11 protein-coding genes are annotated in these 14,655 nt (G+C 60.9%); 1 reads left to right on the top strand and 10 read right to left on the bottom strand.

Annotated elements, in window-relative coordinates; genetic code table 11:
• Nucleotides 1-106: 106 nt before the first annotated feature.
• From pyk to edd, 6 genes are all read right to left on the bottom strand, one after another.
• Nucleotides 107-1,543, bottom strand: a complete 1,437-nt coding sequence (gene pyk, locus PP263_RS00795; protein WP_308366488.1) for a pyruvate kinase — start codon at nt 1,541-1,543, stop codon at nt 107-109.
• A gap of 146 nt (nt 1,544-1,689) precedes the next feature.
• A complete protein-coding gene (gene gap / locus PP263_RS00790) occupies nt 1,690-2,724 on the bottom strand; it encodes a type I glyceraldehyde-3-phosphate dehydrogenase (protein ID WP_308366487.1) in 1,035 nt (344 codons plus the stop codon).
• 47 nt (nt 2,725-2,771) lie between these two features.
• A complete protein-coding gene (locus PP263_RS00785; protein WP_183455619.1) occupies nt 2,772-3,401 on the bottom strand; it encodes a bifunctional 4-hydroxy-2-oxoglutarate aldolase/2-dehydro-3-deoxy-phosphogluconate aldolase in 630 nt (209 codons plus the stop codon).
• 68 nt (nt 3,402-3,469) lie between these two features.
• Complete coding sequence (gene pgl, locus PP263_RS00780) at nt 3,470-4,180, bottom strand: 6-phosphogluconolactonase (RefSeq protein ID WP_308366486.1); 711 nt, start codon at nt 4,178-4,180, stop codon at nt 3,470-3,472.
• 16 nt (nt 4,181-4,196) lie between these two features.
• On the bottom strand, nt 4,197-5,657 hold the full coding sequence (gene zwf / locus PP263_RS00775; protein WP_308366485.1) for a glucose-6-phosphate dehydrogenase: 1,461 nt from the start codon (nt 5,655-5,657) through the stop codon (nt 4,197-4,199).
• Nucleotides 5,658-5,731: 74 nt separating this feature from the next.
• Complete coding sequence (gene edd / locus PP263_RS00770; protein ID WP_308366484.1) at nt 5,732-7,549, bottom strand: phosphogluconate dehydratase; 1,818 nt, start codon at nt 7,547-7,549, stop codon at nt 5,732-5,734.
• A gap of 752 nt (nt 7,550-8,301) precedes the next feature.
• On the opposite strand from edd, the gene PP263_RS00765 reads away from it, so the two are divergent.
• The gene (locus tag PP263_RS00765) at nt 8,302-9,351 is read left to right on the top strand and encodes a LacI family DNA-binding transcriptional regulator (protein ID WP_308366483.1); all 1,050 of its coding nucleotides are present in this window, start codon (nt 8,302-8,304) and stop codon (nt 9,349-9,351) included.
• Between the two features lie 86 nt (nt 9,352-9,437).
• Here the strand turns inward: PP263_RS00765 and PP263_RS00760 are convergent, their stop codons facing one another.
• The 4 genes from PP263_RS00760 to nagK all read right to left on the bottom strand — a co-directional run bounded on the left by PP263_RS00760 (nt 9,438) and on the right by nagK (nt 14,121).
• Nucleotides 9,438-10,757 (bottom strand): sugar MFS transporter, encoded by a 1,320-nt coding sequence (locus PP263_RS00760; RefSeq protein ID WP_308366482.1) that lies wholly within the window; start codon nt 10,755-10,757, stop codon nt 9,438-9,440.
• Between the two features lie 229 nt (nt 10,758-10,986).
• Nucleotides 10,987-12,105 carry an N-acetylglucosamine-6-phosphate deacetylase gene (nagA, locus tag PP263_RS00755; RefSeq protein WP_308366481.1) on the bottom strand — a complete coding sequence of 373 codons (1,119 nt, stop codon included), beginning with the start codon at nt 12,103-12,105 and terminating at the stop codon, nt 10,987-10,989.
• A 25-nt stretch (nt 12,106-12,130) separates the two neighbouring features.
• A complete protein-coding gene (nagB-II, locus tag PP263_RS00750; RefSeq protein ID WP_308366480.1) occupies nt 12,131-13,162 on the bottom strand; it encodes a glucosamine-6-phosphate deaminase NagB-II in 1,032 nt (343 codons plus the stop codon).
• A 20-nt stretch (nt 13,163-13,182) separates the two neighbouring features.
• Nucleotides 13,183-14,121 carry an N-acetylglucosamine kinase gene (nagK, locus tag PP263_RS00745; RefSeq protein ID WP_308366479.1) on the bottom strand — a complete coding sequence of 313 codons (939 nt, stop codon included), beginning with the start codon at nt 14,119-14,121 and terminating at the stop codon, nt 13,183-13,185.
• Nucleotides 14,122-14,655 lie beyond the last annotated feature (534 nt).

The following is a 14,655-nucleotide window of genomic DNA, read 5'->3' as shown; positions in this document are numbered from 1 at the left end:
ATTGATCAGAAAACCGCCAGGATGAAAGGCTTATTCAACGGAGATTTTTGAAGCATCTGCCCTGCCCCACGCTTGGCGCAGGGGGCAGAGACAGACCGGTTAAATATCACTCAATTTCCTTGATACGCATAGAGCTGGTGTGTCCGCCCACGTTCAGGCGTTCACCCTGGGTGATCAGAATCCGCTGGCCCTTTTGAAGGTCCAGGCGGGAACCGAGCACTTCGATGATCGAGTCGGTCAGGTGGCCCAGGGGCACCGAGGCAGGATCGAATTCCACCGCTTCCACGCCGCGCAGCAGCACCAGTTGGCGCGCCACCCGCGGGTGGCGGGTAAGTGCGTAGATGGGCAGGTGCGTGGTGGCCCGGGACATGATGCGCGGGGTGCGCCCGGACTCGGTGAGCGCAGCCACCGCGCACAGGTTCTCGACCCGCGCGGCCACGTCGATGGCCGCCTGGGCGATCACCGTGTCGATGCGGTCGGAGGCGCTCTGGTTTGCGGCCGGTCGCGGTACGCTGCCCAGGTACTGTTCCGCCCCCACGATCACCTCGGCCATGGATTCCACCGCGGCCACAGGAAAGTCGCCGGCGGCGGTCTCGGCGGAGAGCATCACCGCATCGGTGCCGTCCAGCACCGCGTTGGCCACGTCCATCACTTCGGCGCGGGTGGGCGTGGGGCTGGTGATCATGGATTCCATCATCTGGGTCGCGGTGATCACGCCGCGGTCCAGGGCATTGGCGCGGTTGATCAGCTTTTTCTGCACGCCGATCAGGGCCGGATCGCCGATCTCCACGCCCAGGTCGCCGCGGGCCACCATAATGGCATCGGCGGCGAGGATCAGGCTGTCCATCTGCTGGTCGTCGGCTACCGCTTCAGCGCGCTCCACCTTGGCGACGATGGCTGCCTGGCTGCCCGCCTTCTGCATGGCCTGGCGCGCGGTCTCCAGGTCCTCGGCGCAACGGGGGAAGCTCACCGCTAGGAAATCCACATCCAGTTCGGCGGCGAGAACGATGTCCCGATAATCCTTTTCTGTCAGCGCGGGGGCTGAAAGGCCGCCGCCGAGAAGGTTGATGCCTTTGTTATTGGACAGTTTGCCCCCTTGGAGCACCCGGCAGAAAAGTTTCTGCGGAGTGGTACCGGTGACTTCCAGGCGGATCTTGCCGTCGTCCAGCAGCAGGATATCGCCGGCCTTGCAGTCGCTGATCAGGGTCGGGTAGTCCACACCCACGCGGTGCTGGTCACCGCCCTCTGCCGGACAATCGGCATCCAGGGTGAATTCGCTGTTGTTCTCCAGCCAGATACTGCCCTCGGCAAAGCGGGCAATACGGATTTTTGGACCTTGAAGATCCCCCAGTACCGCGACCAGCTTGTTTTGCGCGGTGGCCGCGCGGCGCACTTCCGCCACGCGGCGGCGGTGGTCGTCGGCGGAGCCGTGGGAGAAGTTGAGGCGCACGATATTGACACCGGCACGGATCATTTCTTCGATCACATTGGGCTTGTCAGTGCCCGGGCCGAGGGTGGCGACGATTTTAGTATGGCGAATCATAGTAACCAGTTAGAGTTATTTGGTGAGACTGGAGAGATTAATCCCCTCTCCCACATGCGGGAGAGGGAAAAATAAGCGCGGGCCTCGCGGCTCGACGCGGAGCTGGAGCCTTCAGCTCACCTAAAAAGCTCCGCGCTCCCGGGATATCAGGCAGTTTCGGCTACGCGCTCCTGCAACTGCAGCGCTTCCGACATCGCCAGGCTGGTGTCCAGCATGCGGTGGGAGAAGCCCCACTCGTTGTCGTACCAGGCCATCACTTTGACCAGGTTGCCGTTGACCCGGGTGTGGTTGGCGTCGAAGTGGCTGGAAGCCGTGGTATGGTTGAAATCCACGGATACCAGCGGCTGGTCACAGTAGGTCAGTACGCCGCCGCTGGTTTCCGCCGCTTGCTGCATAATGCTGTTGACCTCTTCCACTGTGGTTTCGCGACCGGCGATAAACTGGCAGTCCACCAGGGAAACATTGTTTACCGGCACACGCACGGCCATGCCGTCGAGCAGCCCCTTGAGTTCCGGCAACACCAGGCCCACCGCCGCGGCCGCACCGGTTTTGGTGGGGATCATATTGTCGGCGGCGGCGCGGGCGCGGTAGATGTCCGCATGCACCGCATCCTGGGTGTTCTGGTCGTTGGTGTAGGCGTGCACGGTGGTCATAAAACCGCGCTCGATGCCCAGCTCCCGGTGCAGCGCCTTGGCCACCGGCGCGAGGCAGTTGGTGGTGCAGGAAGCGTTGGAAACCACTTTGTGGTCGGCGGTGAGTTTGTCATCGTTTACGCCGTAGACCACAGTGAGGTCTGCATCCTTGGAGGGCGCGGAAATCAATACAGCTCTGGCGCCGGCGGCCATATGTGCCGAGGCCGAGGCCTTGTCTGTAAAGCGTCCGGTACATTCCAGCACCAGGTCCACCCCAAGTTCTTTCCAGGGCAGTTGTGCCGGGTCGCGCTCCTGGCACACCCGCACGCGGTCACCACCGATCACCAGCGCATCGCCATCGACAGATACCGGCGTGTTGAAACGGCCGTGGATGGTGTCGAAACGGGTCAGGTGCGCGTTGGACTCCACCGGAGCCAGGTCGTTGATGGCCACCAGCTGTACGCGATCGCGATAGCCGGATTCGTAGATAGCACGGGTTACATTGCGTCCGATTCTGCCGTAGCCGTTAATGGCGATCTTTATTTTCATCTCGCTTTACCTTCAATATTTTGGATTTTCCAACCAGCCGCGCTTTCTCAACCTTTCAGCGCGGCTGCCTCTTTCGCCAAGCGGGTAATCTCCCCCCAGTTCTTTTCCACGACCAGGGAGGAAGCCGCCATCCAGGAACCGCCCACACACATCACGTTGGGCAGCGCCAGATATTCCGCTGCATTGCCCGGGCCTATTCCGCCGGTGGGGCAAAACTGTACCTGCGCCAGGGGACCGGCAATGGACTTCAGCATGGGCACGCCACCCGCTGCCTGGGCGGGAAAGAATTTCTGGTAGCGATAGCCCCGCTCCAGCAGGCGCATTACTTCAGACGGGTTCGCAGCGCCGGGCAGCAGCGGTACCGTGGAACCTTCCGCGGCATCCAGCAGTTTTTCGGTGGCACCCGGGCTTACCAGAAAGCTCGCGCCGGCGTCCACGGAACGCTGTAAATCATCACCGCTCAGTACAGTGCCCGTGCCCACATGGGCGTCCGGCAGGTGTTTGGCTATCCGCTCCACCGCCGGCAGCGCCGCCTCGGTACGCAGAGTGATTTCCAGCACGTTCAGGCCCCCTTCCACCAGCGCTTCGGCCAGCGGCAGGGCGTCTTCGACATTATCGATAACCAGGACCGGGACAACTCCGGCCTGCTCCAGTATTTCGGAGATATTCTTTTGCATCATCAAATTCCAAATTGCTCGTTGTAGCGGACCTGCGGCCCGCGGGCCGGGCTGATACCCGGCGGCGTTTACGGTGCCCAGTAGACAGTGACCGGTTTCAGGCCCTGTTTGAGAATACTGCGCACCGGCATTTCCAGTTCGTCGCTGCCCAGCAACGCCTCGCGGTAGACCCTGAGTTTCTCTTCACCGGTGATCAGCAGCTTGATATCCCGCGCCTGCAAAATTGCCGCAAGGGTCAGGGTCATACGCTCGGTGTGGCTACCGGTGACTTCACTCTGCTGCGCGGTAATCGCGCGGCAGAGCTGATCGGACTGTGGGTCCAGCGCCTCCTGCAAACCCTGGGCGTGGGGAAACAGCGAGGCGGTGTGGCCGTCGCTGCCCATTCCCAGTACACAGACGTCGAAGGGTCTGGGCAGTTCGCTGTAGACCTGCTGGCAATCCGCCTCGCCTTCCGCGGCGGTAGCGTGGGGCGTTTTCATTCCCAGGAAGGGTGCTCCCGAAGCATTGTTCTGCAGCAGGTTGTCCTCGATAAACGCGTGGTTGCTGCCGCTGGCCGTTTTGTCCACCCAGCGCTCATCCACCAGGGCGACTGTAATCTGCGGCCAGGGAAGCGGCCTTTTTGACAGGGCCTGGTACACGGGCTTCGGCGTGCTGCCACCGGAAACCAGGAAGGCCGCCTGACCGCGCTCCTTGATGCCCAACTGCAGCGCACTGGCACAGTCGTTGGCCAGGGCCAGTACCAGACGCTCGCGATCCGGATAAAATTTCTCTTCTACCATTGCGCCCACCCCGATGTTATTGCGCGTTGAACCAGTGGCGCCCGTCCTGTTCCAGCAGGTCACCGGCCGCCTGTGGCCCCCAGCTGCCGGCGCGGTAGAGCTGCGGCTGGTTATTGGTCTCGTGCCAGTGATCAATGATCGGATCCACCCAGGCCCAGGCCGCGGCCACTTCGTCGCGATGGATAAACAGGGCGGAGTTGTTGGCCGCCGCATCCAGCATCAGGCGCTTGTAGGCGTCGCTGCGGAAGGTGTCGTAGGTGTCCGACAGGGTGAGGTTCAGCTCCACCGGTCGCAACTCCATGGTCAGGCTGTCCATTTTCTTCGCCATCAGCACCAGCTTGATGCTCTCCTCGGGCTGCAGGCGGATCACCAGTCGGTTGGGTAATACATCTCCCGCCTCTGGGCTGAATACCCGGTGAGAGACTTTTTTGTATTGGATTACGATTTCCGCACAGCGCTTTTCCATGCGTTTGCCGGTGCGTAAATAGAAGGGCACACCCGCCCAGCGCCAGTTGTCGATATGGGCGCGAATGGCGACGAAGGTCTCCGTACTACTGGAGGCCGCTTCCAGCTCCTCCAGGTAGCCGGGCACCAGCTCGGTGCCCAGGCCGCCGGCCACGTACTGGCCGCGCACAATATTTTTGTCCACCGTATTACCCGCCAGCGGGCGCAACGCTTCCAGCACTTTGATTTTTTCCGCGCGAATATTTTTTGCCGACATGCTGTTGGGGGATTCCATCGCAATCAGGCACAGCAGCTGCAGCAAATGGTTCTGGACCATATCGCGCAACGCGCCGGTCTCGTTGTAGAAACCGGCCCGCCCTTCCAGGCCCACGGTTTCCGCGATGCTGATCTGGATATGGTCGATGGACTTGGCGTCCCAAAGGTGCTCGAACAGCACGTTGCTGAAACGCAGCGCCAGCAGGTTCTGTACGGTTTCCTTACCCAGGTAGTGGTCTATACGGAAAATATTCTCTTCCGGGAAATAACTGGCGATCTTGCTGTTGATTTCGTCGGAGGTCTGCGCGTTGTAGCCGAGGGGTTTTTCCACCACCACCCGGGACTGGCCGTTGATCAGCCCCTTGAGAGACAGGTTTTCGCAGCAGGGGCCGAATACCGCCGGTGGAATCGCCAGATAGAAGAGCCGCACGCGATCCTCTTCGGCGCGGAGGATATCCGCCAGCTGGTCCCAACGATCGTCCGGCTCGGCGATATCCAGGGCCACTGCGCGCAACAGTTGGCTGAAAGCCTGCCAGGCGGAATCGCTGTACTCGCCGTCGCGCAAATGGGTCTTCAGTGCCTCTTGGGCAGTGTCCAGGTACTGGTCGGCGTCTTCCTGGCGACGGCACACCGGAAAAATGCGGCAGCCTTCTGCCAAACTGCCCTCCAGATGGGCTCGGTACAGTGCGGGAATCAGCTTGCGCAGGGCCAGGTCGCCGCCGCCGCCGAATAACACCATGTCGAAAGGAGTAGCCATAAATTTGCTCTTAAAATTTCTGTATTTTTCCCGGTGCTCCACCGCCACAGACGGCTATCGCGCACCGGGAAGCATCAAAACAATATGCTGGCACCGCTCTCCGCACCGCTGGCCAGCGCGCGCATATTGGCGAACAGTTCGCGTCCGGTACCGCGGGCGCTGGCAGACAGGTCGCACTCCGCCGGTTCCCGTGCAGCCAGTTCGGCGTCGTCCACATCTACACGCAGGATACCCGCCTCACAGTCCAGCTCGATCAGGTCGCCGTCCCGGATTTTGGCGATGGGGCCGCCGTCGACTGCCTCCGGGGATATATGGATCGCCGCCGGCACCTTGCCGGAAGCACCGGACATACGCCCGTCGGTAATCAGTGCCACCTTGAAACCGCGGTCCTGCAGCACGCCCAAGGGTGGGGTCAGCTTGTGCAGTTCCGGCATGCCATTGGCGCGGGGGCCCTGGAAGCGCACCACCGCAATAAAGTCTTTGTCCAGTTCGCCGGCCTTGAAGCTGTCGATCAGTGCGTCCTGGTCGTGGAACACCACCGCCGGCGCCTTCACTTTCAAATATTCCGGTTTGAGAGAGGAAATCTTTATCACACTCTTACCGAGGTTGCCCTCCAGCAATTGCAGGCCGCCGTGACTGGAGAAGGGATCGCTGACGGGGCGGATAATCGTCGTGTCGCCGCTCTTCTCTGCGGTCGGGCGCCACACCAGGCCGCTCTTGTCTTCGTTGAGGAAAGGGTCGTAGCAATAGGGTTTGAGGCCGGAGTCGCCCAATACCGTGTGTACATCGTCGTGCAGCAGGCCGGCGTCCAACAGTTCGCGAATCAGGAGTTGCATGCCGCCGGCGGCGGCGAAGTGATTGATGTCCGCAGTGCCGTTGGGATACACGTGGCACAGCAGCGGCACGATGTCGGAGAGCTCCGCCATATCCTGCCAGGTCAGCTGAATGCCCGCCGCGCGGGCCATGGCCACCAGGTGAAGGGTATGGTTGGTGGAACCACCGGTGGCCAACAGGCCGACGATGCCGTTGACAAAGACTTTTTCCGTGAGAATTTTCGAGAGGGGCGTGAACTGGCTGGGCTCGGTGATCCGCACCAGTTGTTTTACCGCTTCATCGTTGAGCGCGTTGCGCAACTCGGTGCCGGGGTTTACGAAGGAGCTGCCGGGCAGCTGCAGGCCCATGATTTCAACCAGCATCTGGTTGCTGTTGGCAGTACCGTAAAAGGTACAGGTGCCCGGGCTGTGGTAGGAGGCACTCTCCGCTTCCAGCAGTTCCTTGCGCCCTACCTTGCCCTCGGCGTACAGCTGGCGCACCCGCACCTTTTCCGCATTGGACATTCCGGTGGGCATGGGTCCCGCCGGTACGAATATCGCCGGCAGATGGCCAAAGGCCAGCGCACCGATCACCAGCCCGGGGACGATCTTGTCGCAGATCCCCAGGTAGAGGCCGCCCTCGAAGACATCGTGGGAAAGGGCCACCGCGGTGGACATGGCGATCACATCGCGGGAGAAAAGTCCGATTTCCATACCGGGGCGACCCTGGGTCACACCGTCGCACATGGCGGGTACGCCGCCGGCCACCTGCGCGCTGGCACCGTTGCGCGTCGCGGCTTCTTTCAGCTGCTGCGGATAGGTACCGTAGGGTTGGTGCGCCGATAGCATGTCGTTGTAGGCGGTGACTATCGCCAGATTGGGCCCGCGCCCGGAGGCGATCAGGTTTTTGTCGCGGTCGCTGGAAGCGGCGATGGCGTGCGCCAGGTTGCCGCAGGACAACCGGGCGCTGGCGCGACCCTCGATATGCTCGCGCTCTACTTGAGCGAGGTATTCCGCGCGCGTCTCCTCGCTGCGCTGGATAATCCGCTCGGTAACCGCCTGGATTTTGCTTTGTACCATAAAGATCCGTAACTCAACTGGTTGTGTAGGATGGGCAAAGCGAAGCGTGCCCATCGCACGCTGTAATCAGACGGCAAATCCGAGCGCTGCGGCGCCGGCCTTTGTCCGCCGGTAGTCTTCGGTCAGCTGCGCGGTGGAACCCAGCCGGGTAGATCGCTACTTTCCAATTGTGTTGTAGCGCCGCAGCCAGCCCTTCCCCCAGTTCCACGCCACACAGGCATGAGAATAAATTTCCAAAATAATGCCCAGACCAAAAATCTTGTGCTCATACAGGGCAATCAGTGCATCCAAAGGTACGGAGCCAGCAGCTTGTGTAGCAGAATTGTGTTGCGCGGAAACCCTCGAAACCGATGGCAAATAGCAAGGCCGCCATTATGTAGTAAAATTACAAACACTTTCAAGTGCCTCAATTCACTTTCCACCTGGAAGGATACCGACGCATCTTCAACCTTCACCACTTCCGGCAAGCCTCCGCACAATCTGGGGTGTAGAACCGGGCGCCGGTCAGGGAATTGGCGTTGTTTACTCTTCTCTACCGACAGGCGCTGTACCCTCCCGCAATAAATGATAACGCTGTCATGTCAACAAAGAATCTCATCACAAGATGGACTGTCAATTGGTTTTGTAGTTTTCCTTCACAACGGGAATGAGCGGACCTCGAGTTCTACCGTCCCCCAGGTGCCCTGTACGCACCTCCCCAGTCCCCGGTGTTAGAATGCCCGCCTCGGCCAAAACAAGGACAAGCGCCACCGATGAAAGCCACGATCAACGACGTCGCCGCACAGGCGGGCGTTTCCATCAAGACCGTTTCCCGGGTGATCAACAACGAGCCCTCGGTTCGTCCGACCACCAGGAAGAAAGTGATGGAGGCGGTAGAGGCGCTCAACTACCAGCCCAACCTGGCGGCGCGCAACCTGGCTGGAAGCCGCTCCTACACCATCGCGTTCATCTACGACAACCCCAACGCCTACTACGTGATCGATATGCAAAACGGCATACTCGAGGCCTGCAAGGCGCGCGGTTATGAACTGCTGATCCACCCCAGCAACTCCAAATCCGCCTCGGTGCACGACGAACTGAAGAACCTGGTGGAGCACTCAAAAATTGCCGGCCTGGTGCTCACCCCGCCCTTCTCTGAAACCCAGGCGGTGATCGACACAGTCAAATCCCTCAAAGTGGATTACGTGCGCATCGTCTCCAGCGCCGCGGCGCTGGAGGACGAGGAAAACTGTATCCAGGTGGACGATAGCGCGGCGGCTTTCGATCTCACGCAACACCTGTTGCAGCTGGGACACAAACGCATCGGTTTTCTCTGTGGAGGCGAGGAGCACGTATCCACTTACGGCCGCCTGGACGGCTACAAGCGCGCCCTACAGCAGGCGGGTCTCGCCGTGGACCCGAACCTGATCCTGGAGGGGGAGTACTCCTTCGACTCCGGGGTTCAGGGGGCCAAAACCCTGTTGCAGTCCGCCGAGCCACCCACGGCGATTTTTGCCAGCAATGACGAAATGGCTGCGGGTGCACTGTTTGCCGCACGCCTGATGAATATCGATATTCCGGGACAGCTTTCCATCGTCGGCTTCGAGGACAGCCCCTTCTCCCGCCAGACCTGGCCCAAACTCACCACCGCCCATCAGCCCAACAACGAGATCGCCAAGTGCGCTGCGGCGCTGGTACTGAGCAAAGCGCGCGGCAAGGGCGCGACGGAAAGCGGCACCGCGACCAAGGAGGCGGGAATCGTGCGAGAATTTATTCCGTCGCTGGTAGTGCGGGACTCCAGCGGGCCGGTGCCGGAACAATAAACAGCATTCATCGGTTATTGGTAAAAAAGCCCTCACAGGGAGGGCAGGATGACGAGAGTCAAAGAGAAAAGCAGCAGTAAAAAGTGCTACTTCCAGCTGCGCATCTTGTGACCTTTGAGTGCGTAGAACAGGATAAACAGATAGCAGGGCAGCGCGATCCAGTACCCCATCCGGGTTTCACCTGTGACCTCCGCTATGGGGCCATAACCGAACAGCGGAATGATCGCGCCGCCGGCGATCCCCATAATCAGCAGTGCGGAGCCCTGGGCGGTAAACCTGCCCAGCCCTTCCAGCGCCAGCGGCCAGATGGAAGGCCATACCAGCGCATGGGCCAGGCCCATCAGGGCGACAAAGGTCACGGTATCGGGCACAACCGGAACACCGCTCCAGCCCCACAGCACGCCGGCGATCCCGGTACTTTCGGAAGAGCCGAATACCGCACCCAGGACACAGAGGCTGCCGGCGACGGCGGAACCCAGCAGGGCCTGCTGCTGGCTGATAAAGCGTGGAATACCGAAGACCCCGATCAGGTAGCCGATCACCATAAACACCATGGTGTAGGAAGTGAGCGAGGAGAAGTTGGCCAGGCCCAGGCGCTCGCCGTACAGGCCGATGGTGTCGCCGGCGATCACCTCCACGCCCACGTATGTGAACAGCGCCAGCGCGCCCAGAACCACCTGGGGAAATTGCAGGACACCGGATTTGCTTTCGCTGTCTTCGGTCTTGTCTTCCTCGATATCCGGCAGGCCGGAAAACTTGACCAACCCCACCAGCAGCGACAGCATGACAGCCATATAGATATAGGGCATGACCAGGCGGCTGGACACTTCCTCCAGTTTGGCTGTGCGCTCCGCCTCTTCCAGCCGGGCAATCGCCTCAGTATTGAAATCGCTCAGCCCCGAGAGTACCAGGGCGGTAAATGCGATGGGAGCGAGCACCCCCGCGCCCTTGTTTAGAATCCCCATCACCGCGATGCGCGTGGCCGCGCTTTCCGCCGGGCCGAGCTTGACCACATAGGGATTGGAAGCGGTCTGCAGGATAGTCAAACCGGCGCCGAGGCCGAACAGCCCCAGCAGAAATATCGGAAAGCTGCCGGTCTGCGCCGCGGGGATAAATACCAGTGACGCTGCTGCCATAATTGCCAGGCCAATCGCCATACCGTCCCTGTAGCCAGTGCGGCGCAGGATATACGACATCGGCAGTGCCATCACCGTGTAGGCGATATAAAAGGCGAAGGTGACGAACAGGGCCTGAAAATCATTCAGGTTGCACAGAATTTTCAAAAACGGAATCAGTGACCCATTCAACCAAGTCACAAAACCAAAAATAAAAAACAACATGCCGATAATCGCCATCGGCAACAGACTGCTTCTCGACCTACTCTGGGTTGCTACTGCGGCTTCCATAGGAGCACCTTCTTTATCGTTATGATGTTTTTTGGAAATTTATTTTTAAGAGCCTGTTCAAAGGCTTCGAAAATTCGACCTCAGTGCGGGGCCGGTATGGATGCCTCTTTCCGAGACACGCTGTAAATACGTCCCTGTACGCTCGTAATCGGCATCCATGCCTCATACGGTCCCGGAAAGAGGCATCCATACCGGCCGGGCGAGCTTCGCGCGAGATTCCAAACAGGCTCTAAAAAACTTTCCTGCCACCTATCCAGGTTTTCTCAACCTCTAACTTCTCATTCAGCAAAACCATGTCTGCAGGCCCGCCGGCTTCCAATCGGCCGGCTTTCAGCCCCAAAAACTGCGCCGGGTAGAGAGCGCCCATGCGCAGCGCCTCGGTCAAATCCACACCGCACCAGTCGCGGATATTGCGCACTGCCCCGATCATATCCAGGTGTGACCCAGCCAGTTCACCGGTGGTTGAGGTAAGCCTGTCACCCTCCCGGGTCACCACCCGATCGAACAGCGGAAAACTGGTTTCGTCGCTGCCCACCAGGGACATGGCATCAGTTACCAGCATGATTTTTCCGCGCGGCTTGGCCTTGAGCGCCAGCTGCATGGCCTCGGCGCAGACGTGGTGGCCGTCGGCGATCAGTCCGCACCAGGCGTCGTCGGTGATCAGCGCTGTTCCCACCATCCCCGGCTCACGGGACTGCAGCGGCGACATGGCATTGAACAAATGGGTAAAGCCCGTGGCTCCCACAGCCACCGCCGCCGCGGCCGTCGCGCCGTCGGCATTGGAATGGCCCAGACAGACTTTCACCCCCAGGGAAACCAGCTTGCGGATATCGTCCACCGCGACATTTTCCGGTGCCAGGGTGACTACCTTGACCCCAAGGTCGTCGCGGGCGTAGATGGCCAGCTCCTCTTCGCTGAGGGGGCGGATAAAGTCCGCTTCATGGGTGCCTTTCTTCGGCTCGCTCAGGTGCGGCCCCTCGAAATGCACTCCCAGCACACCGGGCACCTCCTCACGCAAGGCGGTGCTGACCGCATCTGCCGCCCGTAACATCACGTCCACCCGGTCGGTGATCAAGGTGGGCAAGAACCCAGTGGTGCCGTAACGCGCGTGAGCCGCGCCAATTTTGCCCAGCGCGTCCACGCTGGGGTCGTTGTTGAACAGTACCCCGCCACCGCCATTCACCTGTACGTCCACCAGCCCCGGGACCAGCAGGCCATTAAGGCGCTCGGCAGCGGCGGCCGCCTCGCCGCCCAGGGACTGAATACGTCCCTTGTCGTCCACAACGAGCGGAATATCGCGATGCATCTGTTCGCCGTCGAAAAGCTGTTCCGCGATCAGTGTACGCACTACAGAAAACTCCAAATTCAGCGGGTCAAAGGGTCCGGGTGACTTTTTTCAGCCCGGCGGGTTCGTCCGGGTTGATGCCGCGGCTGATCGCCACATGGGCCACGTCGATATAAAAACGTTGCAGCAGCGCCAGAGGAGCCACTCGCGGGTGCACCCCCTTGCTCGGCACGTGCAGGTTCACCAGGGTGCCGCCGCGGCGGATGATGTCGGCGATTTGTTCGCTGTGTGCCTCGAAGGATTCGTCCTCGATGGGCACGTTGACCACGGTGAGCTTCTGCTCCACCAGGGTCACCGGACCGTGCAGGAATTCCGCGCTGGAGAAAGACTCCGCGTGGATATTGCATACTTCCTTCAGCTTCAGGGCCAGTTCCCGGGTAATGGCATAGCCGGGGCCGCGGCCCAGTACCACTAGGTTTTTTACCGACGCCAGGTCCTCCGGACGCAACTGGATGTCGGAGTGGACCGCCTCTTCCAGGGTCTGCGGCAGTGTGCCCACCGCGTCGAGCAGTTCCTCGTCGCGAGTCCAGTTGGCCACCAGTTGCAGCACCGCGGAGAGGGTCGCCAGGTAGCTCTTGGTGGCGGCGACCGCTTTTTCCGGCCCCGCCTTCAGCGGCACCATCAGGTCGACGATATCGCCGATGGGCGCTGTTTCGTCGTTGACCAGCGCCACCGTGTAGGCGCCCGCCTCTTTTGCCATTCTGGCCTGGGCGAGGATGTCCGGGCTGCGACCGGACTGGGAGATCACCAGCACCAGGGCGCCCTCCAGCTTGAGCTTTCTGTCGTATACGCTGGATACCGACGGCGCCGCGGCGAAGGTGGGCGTGCCCGTTTCGATCTCGATCAGGTACTTGGCAAAAACCCCGGCGTGGTCGGAGGAACCGCGCCCCACAATCATCACAAAACGCGGCGGCTCGCGGCGCAGGCGCTCGCCCAGTTGCGCCATGGTGTCGGCGTTGTTGCGCAATTGCTCGGCGATGCGCCCCGGCGCTTCGCGGGCTTCGGTTTCCATTACGGTGGTGGGTATCGGTGTCGCCTCGGAGGGAGTTGCTGCGGTCATGGAAAGTCTCTGCTCCTCGATCAGCCAAACAGCGCTTTGCTGCCGGTGTTTTTCCCAGATTCTCCAGCATCCCGAGCCAGGGATTGCTGCGCGAAATAAACACAGCCGATTTCCGGCGCGTCCAGCGGCTCGGCCAGGCGCTTGACCACATGGGGGGCGAGCCAGGGTCGCAGGCGGGGCGCCAGGCCGCCGATCATGGACAGGCGGGGCGGATTCAGCTCCAGCAGCTTGTCCGCCAGGGCGCTGATATAGGCGGCGCCGTCGCGCACGATGGACACCGCCACCGGATCGCCGGCCTCCGCGCACTCGATCACCGGCACCGCCAGGCGCGCGTAGTGGCTGGAAGACTTGCCGCCGATTTTCTCGAACACTTCGCTGGCGTCGCTGCTCCCCAGGGCCTTGAGCAGTTCGCCCTTCAGGCGCGAATCCTCCGCCAGGCCGTCCAGGGCCAGGAACAGGTACTTGACCGCCTCCATGCCCATCCAGGCGCCGCTGCCCTTGTCGCCGTGGGGAAAGCCGTGGCCGCCGATCAATTTACTGCGGCCGTTGACCCAGGCGTAGCCACAGGAGCCGGTGCCGGCGATGATCACCGCGCCGTCGCCGCCGCGGTGGGCGCCGAGGCAAGCCGAATGCTGGTCGGTGGTGAGATACATTTTCCGGAAGGGATGGGCCCAGGAGGCCATCTCGTTGTACAGGCGCGGCATATTCACACCGGCCAGGCCCACGCCCGCCACCAGCTCTCCCAGGATTTCCGGCGGCAGCTTGGCGTCGGCCAGCGCGAGGGCGGCGGAGCGCACGATGGAATCGATGGTCTGGGCATAGCCGTGCAGCGGGTTGGCCGGGCCGGCGACACCGGTACCGAGCAGGCGATTGTCGGCATCCACGACAGAGGCGCGGCATTTGCTGCCGCCGCCGTCGATGCCAATAAAAAGTGTATCCCTGTCTCTCAAAGCAACCATCTGTATCGGCCTCTAAGATTTTGTATTGTTATGTGTTTTTACCGGGCTTCCCAATACATTTCCCCCGGAAACCCGGCCGACGCACACCCACGCGGAGTGGCGCCAATGCCAATATAGGGGAGATACTACACCAGAAATGACAGCGTTGTCATCTAGTTTCTGTAAAAATCGCCAACAGAGGGCGCCGACTGAGTTCCTTGCTACTCAAAAAACACAGGTTCCATGCTGGCGTTGATGAAGTATATAGGTTCTTGTGTACCAGCTCATATCCACGGCGCCGCAGCCGGCACTTATCCGCACCTGCGGATGATGTGGCGTGCAGGCGAACGGGTTGCGGAGCTCTGCCCTCTTCGCCTGACAGATTTTTGCTCCTGCAAAATCTGCATTTCCCCTGGGCGGCACTCCGCCATCCATGGCGGTCACAGCAGGCTCCTAAGGGCCACCATGCAGGGCCTTCCTGCAGGGGAATGCCGTTCACCAAACTGTAATAATTTCGTCACATTTTTCTGCGATAAACCGGCGGCCAAAAACACA

It is taken from the genome of Microbulbifer sp. TB1203 (assembly GCF_030997045.1).
GTDB lineage: Bacteria > Pseudomonadota > Gammaproteobacteria > Pseudomonadales > Cellvibrionaceae > Microbulbifer.
This window is presented reverse-complemented; position numbering and strand designations above follow the sequence as displayed.